The 16,323-nt window shown below is 41.6% G+C and carries 12 protein-coding genes; 9 read left to right on the top strand and 3 right to left on the bottom strand.

Features of this window, described 5'->3' with window-relative positions:
* The first annotated feature begins 259 nt into the window (after window positions 1-259).
* Both FQ608_RS24930 and fdhD read left to right on the top strand, forming a co-directional pair.
* Window positions 260-2,545, top strand: coding sequence for an FdhF/YdeP family oxidoreductase (locus tag FQ608_RS24930; protein ID WP_158861214.1), 2,286 nt, complete (start codon window positions 260-262; stop codon window positions 2,543-2,545).
* On the top strand, window positions 2,542-3,417 hold the full coding sequence (fdhD, locus tag FQ608_RS24925) for a formate dehydrogenase accessory sulfurtransferase FdhD (protein ID WP_158861213.1): 876 nt from the start codon (window positions 2,542-2,544) through the stop codon (window positions 3,415-3,417). Before FQ608_RS24930 ends, fdhD begins: the two co-directional genes overlap by 4 nt.
* A 303-nt stretch (window positions 3,418-3,720) precedes the next feature.
* Here fdhD and FQ608_RS24920 read toward each other — a convergent pair whose 3' ends face one another.
* Together FQ608_RS24920 and FQ608_RS24915 are read right to left on the bottom strand one after the other, a co-directional pair.
* Window positions 3,721-5,118, bottom strand: coding sequence for an MATE family efflux transporter (locus FQ608_RS24920; RefSeq protein ID WP_158861212.1), 1,398 nt, complete (start codon window positions 5,116-5,118; stop codon window positions 3,721-3,723).
* A 116-nt stretch (window positions 5,119-5,234) separates the two neighbouring features.
* Window positions 5,235-5,717 (bottom strand): SixA phosphatase family protein, encoded by a 483-nt coding sequence (locus tag FQ608_RS24915; RefSeq protein ID WP_158861211.1) that lies wholly within the window; start codon window positions 5,715-5,717, stop codon window positions 5,235-5,237.
* A gap of 154 nt (window positions 5,718-5,871) precedes the next feature.
* Here FQ608_RS24915 and topA point away from each other — a divergent pair, with 154 nt between their 5' ends.
* From topA to FQ608_RS24890, 5 genes are all read left to right on the top strand, one after another.
* The gene (topA, locus tag FQ608_RS24910; RefSeq protein ID WP_158861210.1) at window positions 5,872-8,193 is read left to right on the top strand and encodes a type I DNA topoisomerase; all 2,322 of its coding nucleotides are present in this window, start codon (window positions 5,872-5,874) and stop codon (window positions 8,191-8,193) included.
* 239 nt (window positions 8,194-8,432) lie between these two features.
* A complete protein-coding gene (locus FQ608_RS24905; protein ID WP_158861209.1) occupies window positions 8,433-9,590 on the top strand; it encodes a hypothetical protein in 1,158 nt (385 codons plus the stop codon).
* 3 nt (window positions 9,591-9,593) lie between these two features.
* Window positions 9,594-11,963 (top strand): OmpA family protein, encoded by a 2,370-nt coding sequence (locus tag FQ608_RS24900; protein WP_158861208.1) that lies wholly within the window; start codon window positions 9,594-9,596, stop codon window positions 11,961-11,963.
* A gap of 15 nt (window positions 11,964-11,978) precedes the next feature.
* Complete coding sequence (locus FQ608_RS24895; RefSeq protein ID WP_158861207.1) at window positions 11,979-12,671, top strand: SIR2 family NAD-dependent protein deacylase; 693 nt, start codon at window positions 11,979-11,981, stop codon at window positions 12,669-12,671.
* Between the two features lie 115 nt (window positions 12,672-12,786).
* Window positions 12,787-13,410, top strand: coding sequence for a hypothetical protein (locus FQ608_RS24890; protein ID WP_158861206.1), 624 nt, complete (start codon window positions 12,787-12,789; stop codon window positions 13,408-13,410).
* A gap of 61 nt (window positions 13,411-13,471) precedes the next feature.
* On the opposite strand, the gene FQ608_RS24885 is transcribed toward FQ608_RS24890, so the two are convergent.
* Complete coding sequence (locus FQ608_RS24885) at window positions 13,472-14,263, bottom strand: hypothetical protein (protein WP_158861205.1); 792 nt, start codon at window positions 14,261-14,263, stop codon at window positions 13,472-13,474.
* A gap of 277 nt (window positions 14,264-14,540) precedes the next feature.
* On the opposite strand from FQ608_RS24885, the gene FQ608_RS24880 reads away from it, so the two are divergent.
* Window positions 14,541-16,073 carry a GH3 family domain-containing protein gene (locus FQ608_RS24880; protein ID WP_158861204.1) on the top strand — a complete coding sequence of 511 codons (1,533 nt, stop codon included), beginning with the start codon at window positions 14,541-14,543 and terminating at the stop codon, window positions 16,071-16,073.
* Window positions 16,074-16,126: 53 nt separating this feature from the next.
* A complete protein-coding gene (locus FQ608_RS24875; RefSeq protein ID WP_158861203.1) occupies window positions 16,127-16,312 on the top strand; it encodes a hypothetical protein in 186 nt (61 codons plus the stop codon).
* The last annotated feature ends 11 nt before the right edge of the window (window positions 16,313-16,323 follow it).

Raw genomic sequence — 16,323 nt, 5'->3', positions numbered from 1 at the left:
CTGTTGCAGAGGAATCAATATTATGTAACTGAATTATATTCAGGATTTTGCTAGGTGAAAATTGATTTGATGCGATAATATATTAAATATTTTTGGGTTTGATAGCTTTTGTTGTATCTATTTAAATTTTCATTGAGATGCCCTCTACATCGCACGGACCCTGTGTTTACATCTAAGCCATCCCATTCTTTAGATGAAATCACCCTGTTTTTCCATCAAAATTTGGTTACTTTTGAAACAGAGACCCATTAACCTCCGAATGAAAAAAGACAAATCAGAGCAACCATTAAAAACTAACCCAAGGGTCAGCGACGCCGCTGGTCCACGCTCCATTCAATCCGTAGCCTATCATATCTGGGAGGAGACCTACGTAGGAAGAGGAGTAAAGACACTTTTCAAACTAAATCAGGGAAAAGGTTTTGACTGTCCCAGCTGCGCTTGGCCGGATCCTGACCCGAAGGAGATGTCTTCGATTGCCGAATACTGTGAAAACGGTGCCAAAGCAGTTGCATGGGAGACTACCAAAAACCGGGTAGATACCACCTTTTTTAAAGACCATTCCATTGAAAGCCTATTGGCTCAAAACGACCATTGGCTAGAAAAACAGGGAAGACTTACCGAACCCCTAATCTTACGCCCTGGCGAAAAGAATTATCACCCCATAAGCTGGGAGGAGTCATTTGCTGAGATTGCGGAACACTTAAATCGACTCGCTGAACCCGATGAGGCTATTTTCTACACATCCGGTCGAACCAGCAATGAGGCTGCATTTCTTTATCAACTGTTTGCTAGGCAATTTGGCACCAATAATCTACCCGATTGCTCCAACATGTGTCATGAGGCTTCCGGAAAAGCTCTGAATGAAACGGTAGGTATTGGCAAAGCTTCGGTAGTGTTGGAAGATATACGGGAGGCTGAGGTATTGATGATTTTTGGACAGAACCCAGGTACAAATGCTCCCAGAATGCTTTCTGAGCTTCAAAAATTGAAGCAAAACGGAGGGAAAATCATAGCCGTCAATCCATTGCCCGAGGCCGGGTTTATGCAGTTTCGCCATCCCCAAAAACCTTGGGAATGGATTGGTAAACCTACCGAGCTCCAAGACCTCTATTTGCCTGTAAGTATCAACGGAGACCTAGCACTTTTGAAAGCGATCCAAAAAATCCTCTGGGAGGAAGAAAAGCAATATCCGGGAGAAGTGTTTGATTTGGAATTTATTAGGGAATTTACGGTGGGCTACGAAGCGATTACCAAGGAGCTTGAAGGATGTTCCTTATCCCAGTTGACAACCGCTTCAGGCCTATCGGAAACAGTGATCCGGCAGGCAGCCGAGATGCTCCGAGGGAAGAAACGCATCATTATCGCCTGGGCCATGGGAATAACCCAACAGCGAAACGCTGAATCCACGATCCGGGAAATAGTCAATTTGCTTTTGCTAAAAGGAGCTATTGGTAAAAAAGGAGCAGGTACCCTACCTGTTCGGGGCCACAGCAATGTACAGGGTGACCGTACCATGGGGGTTTGGGAGAAAATGCCGGAGTCATTTATGAATAAGCTTGGCCAGGCGTTTTCATTTACCCCTCCCAAAAATCACGGAGTGGGAACTGTCGATGCCATTCAGTCTATGTTGGATGGCAAAGGAAAGGTTTTTTTCGGCATGGGAGGTAATTTTGCATTGGCGGCACCGGATACCGAGAAGGTTTTTGAGGCCCTCCAAAAATGCGAGCTGACGGTAAATGTCTCCACCAAACTCAACCGCAGTCACCTTATCCACGGAAAGACAGCCCTAATTCTACCCTGTCTGGGAAGAACAGAACAGGATATAAGTTCGCTAGGAGCCCAGTTTGTCAGCACTGAAGATACCGCCGGCAGGGTCAGAATGTCAGCCGGGGACCTTACCCCTTCCTCCTCTTACCTGAAAAGTGAGGTAGCTATCATTTGTGGTATGGCTGGAGCGGTATTTGGACCGGAAAGCCCAACTGCATGGGAATCCTTTGCATCAGACTACGATTTGATCCGGGAAAAAATAGAGGCGGTTATTCCGGGATTTGACTCCTATAATGAGCGAATCCGCAAACCGGGAGGTTTTTTCCTTCCGAATGGTAGCAGGGAAAGAAAATTTAACACCAGCTCCGGAAAGGCTCACTTGACAGTCAATCCCCTGACAATACAGCAGCTTCCTCATGGACGTTTCATTTTAATGACAGTTAGAAGCCATGATCAGTTTAACACGACCATATATGGCTATGACGACCGATACAGGGGTATCCGCAACTCCAGGGAGGTAGTTATGATAAATGCGGGTGATATGGCGGATTTAGATCTGGAGACTGGAGATAAAATTAAAATCACGAGTTTTTTCCAAGGAGAAGAGCGGATATTGGAGGGTTTCTCCGCAGTCCCCTACGATATACCCAAGGGCTGCGTTTCCGTTTATTTTCCGGAAGGAAATGTATTGGTTGCCATTGACAACCATTCCCCGGAAAGCCAGTGTCCAGCCTCTAAATATATAGAAGTTACATTGGGAAAAATGCCGGCGTCGTGAGCATAATCCGCCCCATTCGGTCTACACAGATCAAGAAATTCACAGGCGAGACTACCGTTGAGGAAGCTGACCTGATTGCTGTGGAGGAACCTCTACAGCTTAGGCTACAATGGGAAAGTAACGGGACTTGGAACGATAAGCCATTGAGTATAACCATGCGGACTCCGGGCCATGATTTTGATTTGGCAATCGGCTTTTTGTGGGCTGAGAATATCATTCAACGGAAAGAAGACATATTGTTGATCCGATATTGCAAGCGGGTAAAGCCGGAGGAAAAAGGAAATGTGCTTTTGATTCGTTTATGCAATGGGCACCAAATACCGGAATCGGTATGGGATAGGAACTTTCTGACCAATTCAAGCTGTGGAGTATGTGGGAAAAGTGCGATATCTGCCGTAACCTGTTTAGATGAAGGCCTAATTAATATTAAAATCCCCCTTGTTTCTCCTGAAATTCTACATCAGTTAAATTCCTCTTTAATAGACGAACAAACCGGCTTTAAATACACCGGGGGGCTGCATGCCGCGGCACTATTTGACTTGGAGGGAAAATTTCTTCTTCTGCGTGAAGACGTCGGGCGGCATAATGCATTGGACAAGTTGGTTGGTGCTGCTTTAAAACAGAATTTGCTTCCCGCTGAGGATCGGATAGTCATGCTGAGTGGGCGGGTAAGCTACGAAATGGTTCAAAAAGCCGTAAGAGCGGGCATCCCAATTTTAGCCGCGGTAGGTGCTCCAAGTTCACTGGCAGTAGATTTGGCAGAGGATAAGGGAATCACATTGATTGGCTTCCTGAGGAATCAGCGGTTCAATTGCTATACTCATTCTGAGCGGATCGGATATGGTAAAGAAGTGAGGATAAAAAGCAAATGAAATAATCCTCACGTATACTGGGTAAAAAGTGGAGTTTAAAACTTTATCACCTGATATAAATTTACGACCCTTGTTTGGTTTAAAAAATACCCTGATCGGGGTATTTTTTGGAAAAAAACATAACAATATTGAGATTTATTTAAAGCCAATTTATAATTAAAAGTAGAATCCAAAATCACACGGAAAAGAGGCCATTTTAGATTTTAAGATAATTGGCAAAAAAATTACAGTTTATGGCGCTATGAAAAACTCCCTTAGCGAAAAGCACGGCTACGAAAACATATCCAACTTGAAGATTTACTTCTAAAGAGGCATTTTCTTCCATTTCCCCTTCCTGAAAAACCAAAGCGCTATCAGTGCGTGAATGGAATGGCAACAGGCAATTACAATAAAGATTCCGGTGACCTCAAAACCCCAAGAAACCGCCATTAGGTAAGCGAGTGGAATTTCTAAAAGCCAAAAAACACCAATATTAATGTAGGCAGGAGTCTTTGTATCACCAGCACCGTTAAAGGCTTGGACCATTACCATTCCCACAGCATAAAAAATATAGCCCAATACCGTAATTTTCAACCCATTTCCAGCCACCTCTATGACTTCCGGATTATCGGCAAATAAACTTACCAGTCCATCGGCAAACAGCAGGTATAATCCGGTTACCACGGCTAAGAAATAAAAATTATACTTGGCCGTCAGATACGCTGAAAGCTCAGCCCGCATAAATTTACCGGCTCCCAAACTTTGGCCCACCAAAGTGGCAGCTGCCGCGGAGAGTCCCCAAGCAGGCATCAGGCTGAACATTAAGATCCGAAAGGCGATGGTATAACCAGCCACTGCGGAACTTCCAAAAGTCGCCGCTATACGGGTCAAAACTATCCATGCAGCCGCATCGATCAAAAACTGCCCCATCCCTCCGATGGAAATAGAAAAAATCCTTTTCAGCGTTACCCAACGCACTTTTAGATTGGATTTCTTTATCACCAAGCGGTGTTTACCGTTAAACAAGTGATACAGCTGGTAAAAAACCCCCACCGATCTACCAATCGTAGTCGCCCAAGCTGCGCCTTCAATTCCAAACCCTTCTATATTTCCGATCCCGAAAATTAACAATGGATCCAAAATGATATTCAGTCCGTTGGAAATCCAAAGTGCCCGCATGGCCAAATGAGGCTGCCCAGCACCCCTAAAAATTCCATTGATTAAAAACAGAAGCATTATGGCTGTATTTCCGGCAAAAATTATTCGGGTGTATCCTATGCCGCTTGAAATAACCGCCGGTTCCGCACCCATAAGCTGTAATATTTCCTCCGCAAACCTATATCCCAAAATACCCATAAGTACGGATGTACCTCCCCCAACCAACAGCAACTGAAAGGTAACTGTCCCGGCACGTTTATAATCCTTCTCCCCAAACCGCCTTGCCACCAAAGCCGTACCAGCCATGCTGATACCAACGCCGACAGAATAAATAATGGTCAAGATCGCCTCGGTAAGTCCTACTGTAGCTATGGCATGTTCACCCAACCTTCCAACGAAAAATATATCTACCACCGCAAATAGTGATTCCATCACCATCTCCAAAATCATGGGGACAGCAAGCAGAAAAATGCCGGTTTTGAGCGGAATCCGGGTATAATCCTGTTCCTCCCCTTTGATCGCATCGGAAAACAAACCAAAAAAATATCGTATGCGCTGCGCCATGCAGTTAGGTCGTTAAATTTTCCTGCAAAGCTAGGGATTTGATTAAAGAAAATTCAAAAATTTGGCTCAAAAAAATTTCCAAATAAACAATTACCGCGTGTTTATTTACCAGAAAATCATTGAATTACTTCCAAAATTCGGCCTGAATTTCTTGAAACCAATTTCCAGTCGGCGAATTCAAAGGAGATTCTAACCAACATCCCTGGTACAAAGACAATGGAACTGTCTCCGGTAAGAAAACCAACTAAATGACTAATCCCGGGGTTATGGCCAATCAATAACACATTTGAATAAGTATCTTCAAATGAATTGATTATGTCAAGAAGACCCATAACAGGCGCATCGTAAATAGATGGATTTTTTTCTACTTTTGGAATTCTTTTTTCTTTATTGATTATTTCAAGTGATTCGAGACAACGCATAGCTGGACTAGAGACGGCGTAATCGAAATGCATCTCTTCAAACTCCAGGAGATTACTTAACCGTAAAAGTTGTATTCTCCCTTGTTGGGTAAGTTTTCTTTTTAGGTCTCCTGATTGACCCATTCCTACAGCGGCTTCCCCATGCCTTAATAAGGTTAACTTCTTCTCTACTTGCATAATTATTATTAATTTTTAAGCCAATTTTCATGTGAAAATATCACACCAGAAAAAATTGGGTACCCCGAATATTTGGACAAGAATAATATGACATCTATTTTTAGGCCAAATTTAAAGGAAGCATGCTGCTTTCCACAATAAATAAAAAGAAACTATGCCAAAAAACTTAGTCATAGTCGAGTCCCCGGCAAAGGCAAAAACAATCGAAGGTTACCTCGGAAAAGACTTCAAAGTCGCCTCAAGTTATGGCCATGTCAGGGATCTTCCCAAAGGTGAAAATGCCATTGACATAAAAAACCATTTCAAACCCACATACGAAGTATCCCCCGATAAAAAGGAGGTTATCAAGCAATTAAAACTTTTAGTGAAAGAATCAGAAATGATTTATCTCGCAAGTGATGATGACCGTGAGGGGGAAGCCATTTCCTGGCATTTAAAAGAAGTCTTAAATCTAAAGGACGATAACAGCAGGAGGATTGTATTCCGAGAAATCACAAAAACAGCCATCGCCAAGGCGATGGAAAATCCCCGTTCCATAGATATCGATTTGGTAAATGCCCAACAGGCACGGAGAATTTTGGACCGTCTGGTCGGATTTGAACTCTCCCCGGTGCTTTGGAAGAAAATAAAAGCAGGACTTTCCGCCGGTCGGGTACAGTCGGTAGCCGTACGCTTTATTGTGGAGCGGGAAAGGGAGATCGAAAAGTTCAATTCCGTTTCTTCTTATAAAGTTACAGCCATATTTGACGTAAAAGGCAAAAACCTGTATGCGGAGCTTCCCAAGAAATTTGAAACTAAGGAAGAGGCTGAGGCCTTTCTTAAAGCGTGCATGGAAGCAGCTTATTCAATCAAATCTCTTGAAACCAAACCTACCAAGAAAACTCCTGCTGCTCCCTTTACCACTTCAACCCTTCAACAGGAGGCCAGTCGAAAACTTTATTTTTCGGTAGCCCAAACGATGAATATTGCCCAAAAGCTTTATGAGGGCGGGAAAATTACCTATATGCGTACAGACAGTGTTAATCTGTCAGAAGACGCCATGGCGAGTGCCGAAAACGAAATAGTAGGATCGTACGGGAAAGAATATCATCAAAAGAGGAAATTCACTACAAAGTCAGAAGGGGCGCAGGAAGCCCACGAGGCTATAAGACCTACGGATTTTTCTGTTAGTGAGGCCGGAAATGACCGAAACGAACAGCGGCTTTATGAACTGATCTGGAAAAGGGCAATTGCTTCCCAAATGGCGGATGCTCGACTCGAAAAAACAAATGTTTCCATCGCCATATCCAATTCAGATCAGACCTTGTCCGCAAGCGGAGAAGTCATCAAATTTGAGGGGTTTCTAAAAGTTTATTTGGAAAGCTCGGAAGACGATGAGGATGATGAGGAAAAAGGAAGCAAAGGACTTCTTCCACCGCTCGCAGAAGGTCAGCAGTTGGATCTGAAGGAGATGAAAGGTAGACAGTCATTTACGCGTGCCGCCGCCCGTTATACTGAAGCGTCTCTGGTAAAAAAACTGGAAGAAATGGGCATTGGAAGACCATCTACCTACGCCCCTACCATTTCTACGATTCAAAAGAGGAATTACGTCATAAAGGAATCTAGGGAAGGTACACCCAGAAAATACGTAGAAATGCTCGTTCAAGGCGGAGCCTTCACCGAAGCTGAGAAAACTGAAAATACGGGAGCCGAAAAAAACAAACTCTTCCCCACGAATATTGCAATGGTGGTCAATGACTTTTTGGTGGAACATTTCCCTACCGTCATTGACTTCTCGTTCACAGCGAATGTGGAAAAGGAATTTGACCATATTGCCAACGGCAAGCAGCGATGGGAAGAAATGATAGCGAATTTCTATGGCAGCTTCCATACCCGAGTGGAGGAAACCGAAAACATCAAGAGAACAGACGTAAATTCTTCCAAAGAAATCGGGATTGATCCAAAGACAGGAAAAAAAGTAATCGCAAGGTTAGGCAAGTTTGGTCCATTAGTTCAGATCGGAGAACAAGAAGATGAGGAGAAGCAATTCGCCAGTCTTAAGAAAGGGCAATTTATAGAGAGTATTTCATTGGAGGATGCCTTGGAGTTGTTTAAACTTCCCAGAGATGTAGGCCAATTTGAAGATAAGAAAATTGTTGCTGCCATTGGTAGATTTGGTCCTTATATCCGGCATGACAGTAAATTTGTATCTTTGGGCAAAGAACTTGATCCGCTATCTATTACTGAGGATGAAGCTATTCAATTGATTAAAGACAAGCGTGAAGCGGATTCCAAAAAACATATCAAGAGCTTCGACGAGAATCCCGAAATCGAAATTCTAAATGGACGATGGGGGCCCTATATTAAAGTAGGGAAGAATAATTTTAAAATTCCAAAAGATAAAGAGGCCGATCAGCTTACCTATGAAGAAACGGTCAGTATTATCGAAAATCAACCAGAACCAAAAAAGGGAAAAGGGTTTAAAAAGAAAAAATAGATATGTTGTAGGCATCCAAAATTTTTGGATGCCTATATTTTTTAATATTCTTATGCACAGTTACTTACCAACGATATAGTTTTTTTCTAAATTTCTGATAAACAAAAACCATATAACAAAGTTGTATGTTTCTGTAATTAGTCTTTTTTTCAATAATTTATTAAATATCCATCAAAAAATTCCAAACTATTCTTGGTAATTTTTCTTATATTGCTAGGGATAATTAGCCAATATACATCATGAGAATAATAATACCTTACCTATTTATCTTTTTTCTGCCTTTAATTGGTTTTTCACAAATCAAAACGGTGGAATATTCCGGTGCCAAAAACCAACTTAATGGGGGGTTGCCTCTGCCTTCAGAAGAAATATTCAATATCCAAGGACGCATTCCTTCAAGTGTCCGATTGGTAACGATGGATATTTATCGTTCGCGAAAATCTGACAATTCTGGAAATTCTTATAAGTGGAAGACACCATATCTCCAAGAAAGTGAATTGTTTGAGCTTTTCATTACAAATCCCCTTCGGAGCAATGAGAATTATTCGCTTACCATGAAGTATTATGAAAGAGCAAGTTCCGAGGATATGCAGGAACTTAAAGAATCCATATTGAACAATCTGGAGGCTTATATCCGTGCGAATTATGAGGTAAGCAGACGGGGACTGCAAACAATGTCCTCTCAGCGGGTAATGATGACCCAGTTAAATCAAATCCTATTTCAGGGCGTTGCAAATTATACACATCCTCTGGATCAGGAATTTATAGGATTCAGTGACGTCGTCCGGCAAAAGATCGAACAGACCCATAACCTTCGTCTTCGAAACGCAAAATTTAACATATTGCGGAGGAAAGATGATGATTCGCGAGATGAGGCTATTTATGCAAGTCAGCTTATCGATGAGCTAGTTGCTCTTACCCAGGCGGAGGCAGATCAGTACCTACGCTCAAACTTATTGATGCTCGTGGAAATAATTAACATTGACAATTTCCCGACGGAAAAAAGACCTAACTACCTTCCCATAAATGTCGGCTATGCGGGAGCCTATTTTGGAGGGGATTTTAATAACTTCGATTATGGTACATCTCCTTATGTAGGGATTGCCGTCCCGCTCGGAAGAAAGGCATTTACAAAGTTTTTGGGAAATGCTTCTTTATCTACAGGCATATTTACCAACAATATGACTAACAGCGATGGAGTATCTATCAGTGGTCCCCTGATTGGCAGACCCTCATATATTGGACTTGGCTATTCCATGTTCCAAATATTGAGATTTAATGCAGGAGCAGTCTTGACCTCCTCGGAAGTAAATAATAGTTCATTGGAAAACATTACACTATATCCCTTTATCGGGTTTAGTCTTGAATTTAACCTTTGGTTGGGCTTGAATAAATAAGCCATGTTTAAAAAATTGATAGTAATTCTATTTCTGATGGGTTGGGTTTTAACTTCCTTCGCCCAGTTGGATCCGTATAAATACCGGCTTGGCTTTGGGGTAGGCTACACCAACTATTACGGTGACCTCAGTCCTTACCGTGTAGAAGGTGTCAAAAATTTACTACGCCATTTTGATTATAATCCGTATTATATTCCGGAAGCTTCCTATTCAGTTTCTTTGGAAGGAAGGATAAGTCGTTCGTTGAGCTTGATGCTTTCAGGAGGTCAATACCATATGACTATGAGTGACCGCTATATGAACAAGGATGGGATACTTCAAACACAGCTTCCCAATTTTAATCGGTCTCTAAATTTCCAAACTAGACTTCAAGATGCGGGGCTGGCAATTGTTTTTCGCACGGACAATGATCGGATCCTTAACAAAACTGCTTTTATGGCCCCTTATTTTACTTTGGGAGCAGGGATATTTCAATTTGATGTTTCCGGCGATTTACTGGATGACGCTGGTTTACCTTACGATTATTCCAGTGGTATGGTAATTCCCAACAGACAATTTGAAACAGACCTCCGCTCCCTCAATACGGAATTGGAGGAAGGCTATTTTAATCGGGGATTCTATTATGGTCTTGGGCTGGGGATACGGTTTAAAATAGCTAAACAAATAGAACTATTTGTTCAGAGTGATTTCAGACACAGTTCCACGGATTACCTCGACGATGTGAGTGGAGTATATAGGGAGTCCTACTCAAATGAATTCCAAGCTTATGCCGCTATGCCTGGCACCAATGAGGTAAATGCGGAAAATAGATGGAGGGGAGATGAAAATGGGAGAAATGATTGGTACATCTACCACCATGCAGGCCTTAAATTCAGTTTAGCGCCATCCCGGCAGGCATTTAGGGCATCCAGGGTCAGCCCTGGAAAAACATATGCTAAAAGCCAAGCAATAGCAAAATTGGAAGAAGAAACCCAAATCCGTGAAAAAGACTCAATTGCCGCCACTACTGTCCCTACGCAACCTTTCAACCAATATTTCAATTTCTTCCAGATTAACCCCCCTCAAAGAAGCAATGAACTACTCTCTTGGAGAGTCGCCAAGACTGAGGAATCCCTTGCTTTACTTGCTGAGCAGCGGGAGGAAGAATATTATACGCGCTCAATAGAAGGTTTATACGCCGAGATGGATTCCGTTAACCTATTAGCCTCAGAATGGGCCAACTTAGAGGAACCGACCGATCAAGATCTAGAAAACATCAATTCCCTAAATCGGTATAGAACCCGTTTAAGTGAAAAAGCAGACAGCTTAAGTTATCGGCGTAGTATAATAAATGATCAGATTCAATTTAGAAATAACCGAATCGACAGTTTAGACCGAATTATGTTAGAGGAAAAAATTGATCATGATGAAACTTTTGATACGGTTTTATTTAATCAAAATTTCCGGGAATTCTATAATCAGCTCAATGGGGCCCTTGTCCAAAACGATAATTGGCGACAGCTCTCACAAACATTTGACCAGTCGGATCCTCTTGGAAGCGAACCAACTTTTCAGGAGCAGTTTACTGATCAGGACAGCTACTTTTTCCCCTATTCGCAAAGTCAACGTCTTTATCAAAACCAACCACAACCATACAGTTCATACAATTACATCCAGCCTGATCCCTGGGAACAAAACATTTATATGCAATCCGATCCGTCAAATAGAAGTAGAACTACCAGATACCCGAGGGAATATGGACAATCCCGTACTTCGACTATTTATAGACCTAGATCGGAATTGAATAGACAAAATCAACGATCTAATACCATCGCTCCAGTTTTCATACCAAGAGTCGGTGAAAAAGCTGATCCAATAAGTGAGCGAAGCACTTTTAATGATTCTTTGCAGGTTCAAGCAAAAGTTACCGATATTTCCAAAGATGATAGGTCCGAGCCTTTCGAAAGTTTAAATCAGGTACCCCCAATGGATAATTCATGGCGTAGCCAAGCAGACACCCTATTTTTGGACAAAGAAATTATCATTGGACTTCCTAATTCCAAAAAAGAAGTTTATTTTGGCATCAACCGAGACCAACTGGAGGAGTCAGAGAAGCAGAAACTGGAGTCTGTTGTCGCTATTTTGGAAGCGCAGCCTGCATTCTACGTCACTCTTTCTGGTTTTGCGGACAATACTGGAGACATTTCTTACAACTTACAATTGGTAGAAAAGCGGGTAAATCATGTTAAAGCCCTGCTGGTAAATCAGCATAATGTAGATGAAGACCGGATTTCAGTCAAACCGGGAGGACTACTGATAAGGAACAGAAATCGAGGGTCGAGAACTGAGGACAGAAAAGTGGAGATAATTATCTATGACTCAGACGCTTTTTAAAAAAACAAACTCATAATGAAACGCTTGGTAATATTGAGTGGTGCGGGTATCTCGGCTGAGAGTGGCATCGCAACCTTCAGAGACTCCAACGGATTGTGGGAAGGCCATGATGTCATGGCAGTAGCTTCTCCAGAGGGATGGCATAAAGACAAAGCCTTAGTATTGGATTTCTATAATAAGCGGCGGCAAGCCTGCATTCTTGCCCAACCCAACGCAGCCCATATCCAATTGGCAAATTTGGAAAAAGAATATGATGTCACGATCATCACCCAAAACGTAGATGACCTGCATGAAAGAGCAGGATCCAGCAAAGTTATTCACCTACACGGAGAACTGTTCAAATCCCAAAGTACCCAAGATCCTCGGTTGGTATACCAAATGGATCATTGGGAATTAAATTTAGGTGACACCTGCGAAAAAGGATCCCAACTCAGACCATTTATCGTTTGGTTTGGAGAACAGGTTCCGATGATGGATCCCGCCATTGAAGCTACAGAAAACGCAGATATATTTGCAGTAGTCGGCACCTCATTATTGGTATATCCGGCCGCCGGTCTTTTAAATTATACCACCCGGGATATTCCAAAATTTGTCATAGACATAAAAGTGCCTGTGGTTCCTCCCGTAAAAAACCTGATAACAATCCAAGACACCGCTAGTTCCGGTATCGCCGAGATGATCCGGCAACTTCGTTTGAGAAAAATTTAGCTACATTTCGCAACCCATTTTGAAAAACTTTGTAGCAATGGCTATCTTTGTAGCAACAAGTCACTTTTTTTCTCTATAATTGATTTGAAACAAGTTTGATCTATTTATTCTTATTTTGAAAACAGCCACCATTTCCTTAAATCAAAGTCAACTTTCCTCTATCCTGATAAAAAACCTGTCAAAGTTAATTCTTGCCGGAGTTATGATAGGCCTTTTCCACGCTTATGACGGGTGGGTTGCCTTAATTCTTGCGATCTACATGTTGATGACCGTGGGGAGAAAATTCGCCAAAAAAAGCCATGACAGGTATATCTACCTAACTGGATTGGTTATAAGTGCCATTTTTGGAATATTGTGCGAGTTGTGGGGTATTTATTATGGTTATTGGCAATACCATGATTTGGCAAATGGAAGAGAATTTCCTTTCTGGCTGCCATTCGCCTGGGGCTTGGCATTCACATATATATATAAAATAGAAAAACAACTTGTCATTTCTGTACCTATATCAGGATTTTCGGGAAAGCTAATCATGGCGTTACTGGTAGCCATGGTTTTCCCCACTATTGGGGAAATTATTACCATTAACCTGGGGGTATGGACCTATGCCTGGCCTTATCAAATTTTTGGTGTGCCGCTACTGGCTATTTTTCTATTAATGGTTTTTCATTCCGGAGTCAATCTTCTGATGGCACTTATCTGTCGAAAAAATAATTGGAAGGACCCAGTCTTCAACCCATAATTTATAACTATAAGGCCAGCATTATTAGCCGGCCTTTAAATACAATTCTAATTTCCAAAATTTACCTCACCATGGTTTCCAAGGTAGCCAAATGAACCCATTTCTGATCCCTTGACTTCAAGCCCTTTTCCACTTTTTCCTGCATACTTGCTGTCATTTCCATGTCTTCGTATTCCATTGAGTTGAAGAATTGCAGATAGTCTTTGTAAACATTCATGGTCATATGGGTAGAGCTTGCCTGGCTGCCGGTGGGCAGGGCTGTGCGCAACAAACACCAATTTTCCATCAATCCTGCTTTTATTTTTCTCTGGTGTAAAGGAAGAAAAATCTCTTTTTCTGCAGCTTCATAATCTTCAAAATTTCCTTCGACTGCCTTCATTAAGTCAAAGGATGCAAGTGTACCTGGTTTAAACTCGTATGAATCATTTGTCCTGGCAATTTCTACCATAAAAGATCTTATTGCTAGATCCCTATCCTCTAAGGAAGCTTTTATCCGTTCAGTAATTTGGGATTCATTCAGATCAGGGTAGGCAGATTTGGCGTATTGCATCAGGACTTCGGGATCATTACTATCCATCATCTTCACGGGGTCTTTAAAATAGGTCACCGTAGCATATTGGTAAGGGTCAGTTTCAGAACCACTTTTCAGTGACCATAAGTCCCACCCGATTATATCTCCCTTCTCTACTGCCTGCTCATACACTTTGGACAGAAAGTCCTTGTATTCCAGATAGTCTACAGTCTTTCCCTTATCAACTCGGATAAATTCAAAAACAAGGTATCGCTTCTCTTGGGCTTGGCTAAATTGAATGCATATGCACAGCAAAGTGGATAAAATAAGTAACTTTTTCATAGTAAGCTATTTTAGGTTTTAACCGTTTTATATGTTATGGAGTTTAATATACAAAATTTTTAGAACAAAAAAATATCCGGTCAAGTAATTTTAAATGAATTAGTGAAAATTTTTCTTTAAATGATCTAGTAGGAAACTGCGCAATTCGAGTTCATTTATAACTAAAAGTACTCGTCAATATCGTTCCAGGATTTCTTGTATTGCATTTACTAGAACTGCTTTGGTCTGATAATTGGTGTAATCCTGCAAGAAATGTTAAAACGAACCTTATCAATATATGCCAGTAATCGGAGAATTAATAAAAAAAGCCATTGAATTGGGAGATAAATTAAACTGGGAATCCTCTCCCGGTGAGATGCAGGCTGGAGTGTTGAAGAGCTTGTTGAAGAAAAGTAAAGACACAGCCTTTGGAAAGTATTACGGATTTAGCGAGATTCTCGATGCTGACAATCCGATAGAGGCTTTTCAGAGAGAAGTTCCTTATTTTGATTATGACAAAATCTATTCAGAATGGTGGAGTCAAATCCGGAAAGGCCACCAGGACATCACCTGGCCAGGAATCAATTCTTTTTTTGCAGTAAGCTCCGGTACAACAAGTGCAAGTAAGTATATCCCCGTCACAGATGATATGTTAGACAGTATCAGGAAAGCGGGGATCGGTCAAATAGTGTCCCTCTCCAAACACGATATGCCTGCAGACTTTTTCGAACGTCAGGTAATGATGTTGGGAAGCAGTACTGACCTGAAGGAAAATGAGGGATTTTTAGAGGGGGAAATTAGTGGCATAAGTGCCTACCATATACCAAAGTGGTTTCAGAACTTTTACAAACCAGGACCGGAAATATCAGCCATAGCAGATTGGGACGAACGGATTGAAGTAATTGCCAAAGAGGCAAAGGACTGGGACATTGGAAGTATTTCCGGTATTCCTTCATGGATAGAACTGATGATGAAAAAGGTTATCGAGTATAACAATTTAGATAATATCCATGATATATGGCCCAATCTTCAAGTATATACACCTGGCGGGGTAGCCTTTGAACCCCACCGGAAAAGTTTCGAGAAACTTCTGGCGCATCCCCTCATTTACATAGATACCTATTTGGCGTCCGAGGGATTTTTAGCTTTTCAAAGCAGGCCGGATACTGATTCGATGGCGTTGGTATTGGACAATGGGGTATATTTTGAATTTGTACCATTTACACCTGAAAACATGTCCGAAACAGGGGTGGTACACCCAGAGGCTAAAGCGCTGACAATTGAAGAAGTAGAAGAAAACGTGGACTATATCTTATTAATATCTACCGTATCAGGAGCATGGCGCTATATGATAGGCGACACGGTAACCTTCACCGACAAGGAAAAAGCTGAAATAAAAATTACCGGAAGAACGAAATTTTTCCTCAACGTGGTTGGTAGCCAGTTGAGTGTTCACCAGATGGATGAGGGAATTAAAGAGTTACAGGATAAATTTGATGTAACTGTTCCAGAATATACAGTTGCCGCCATTCAGGAGAACGGTGAATACATCCACAGATGGTATTTGGGAAAAGATACCGGAGAAGTAGATGAAAAAAATGCAGCTGAATTCCTTGACAAATATCTCCAAGAGCATAATAAGAATTACAAAGTTGCCCGATCGAAGGCCTTAAAAAACGTTGAATTAAGGGTTGTGCCTTCAGATACCTTTTATGCCTACAGTGAGAAGCAAAAGAAAAAAGGCGGTCAGGTAAAGTTTCCTAGAGTTATGAAGGAGGAAGATTTTAGGGAATGGGAGGAATTCGCAGCGGAAAAACCGCAGGTTCAATAGGTATTTTTACATTGGTTTCTTAGCGATTTGAAAAACTCAAAGTACCTTTGGGAATGGCAAAGAAAAAAACCAAATCCCAAAGTTTGGTTCTTGGCAAAATCTTCGACGAAGTTGTCCTTTTACTTGAGAACATCCAAAAAGGCAAATTAAACAAAGAACATATGATTAACTTTCTTCAGCAGGAAACGTATTCCTTCGATCATTTAAACACATTCCATTCGAAGCAAAATCTGTCATAAACCATCGGTCA

This window comes from Lunatibacter salilacus, from assembly GCF_009797935.1.
GTDB classification, from domain to species: domain Bacteria; phylum Bacteroidota; class Bacteroidia; order Cytophagales; family Cyclobacteriaceae; genus Lunatibacter; species Lunatibacter salilacus.
Note: the sequence above shows the minus strand (reverse complement) of the source record. Positions and strands in the feature narration are given on the sequence as shown.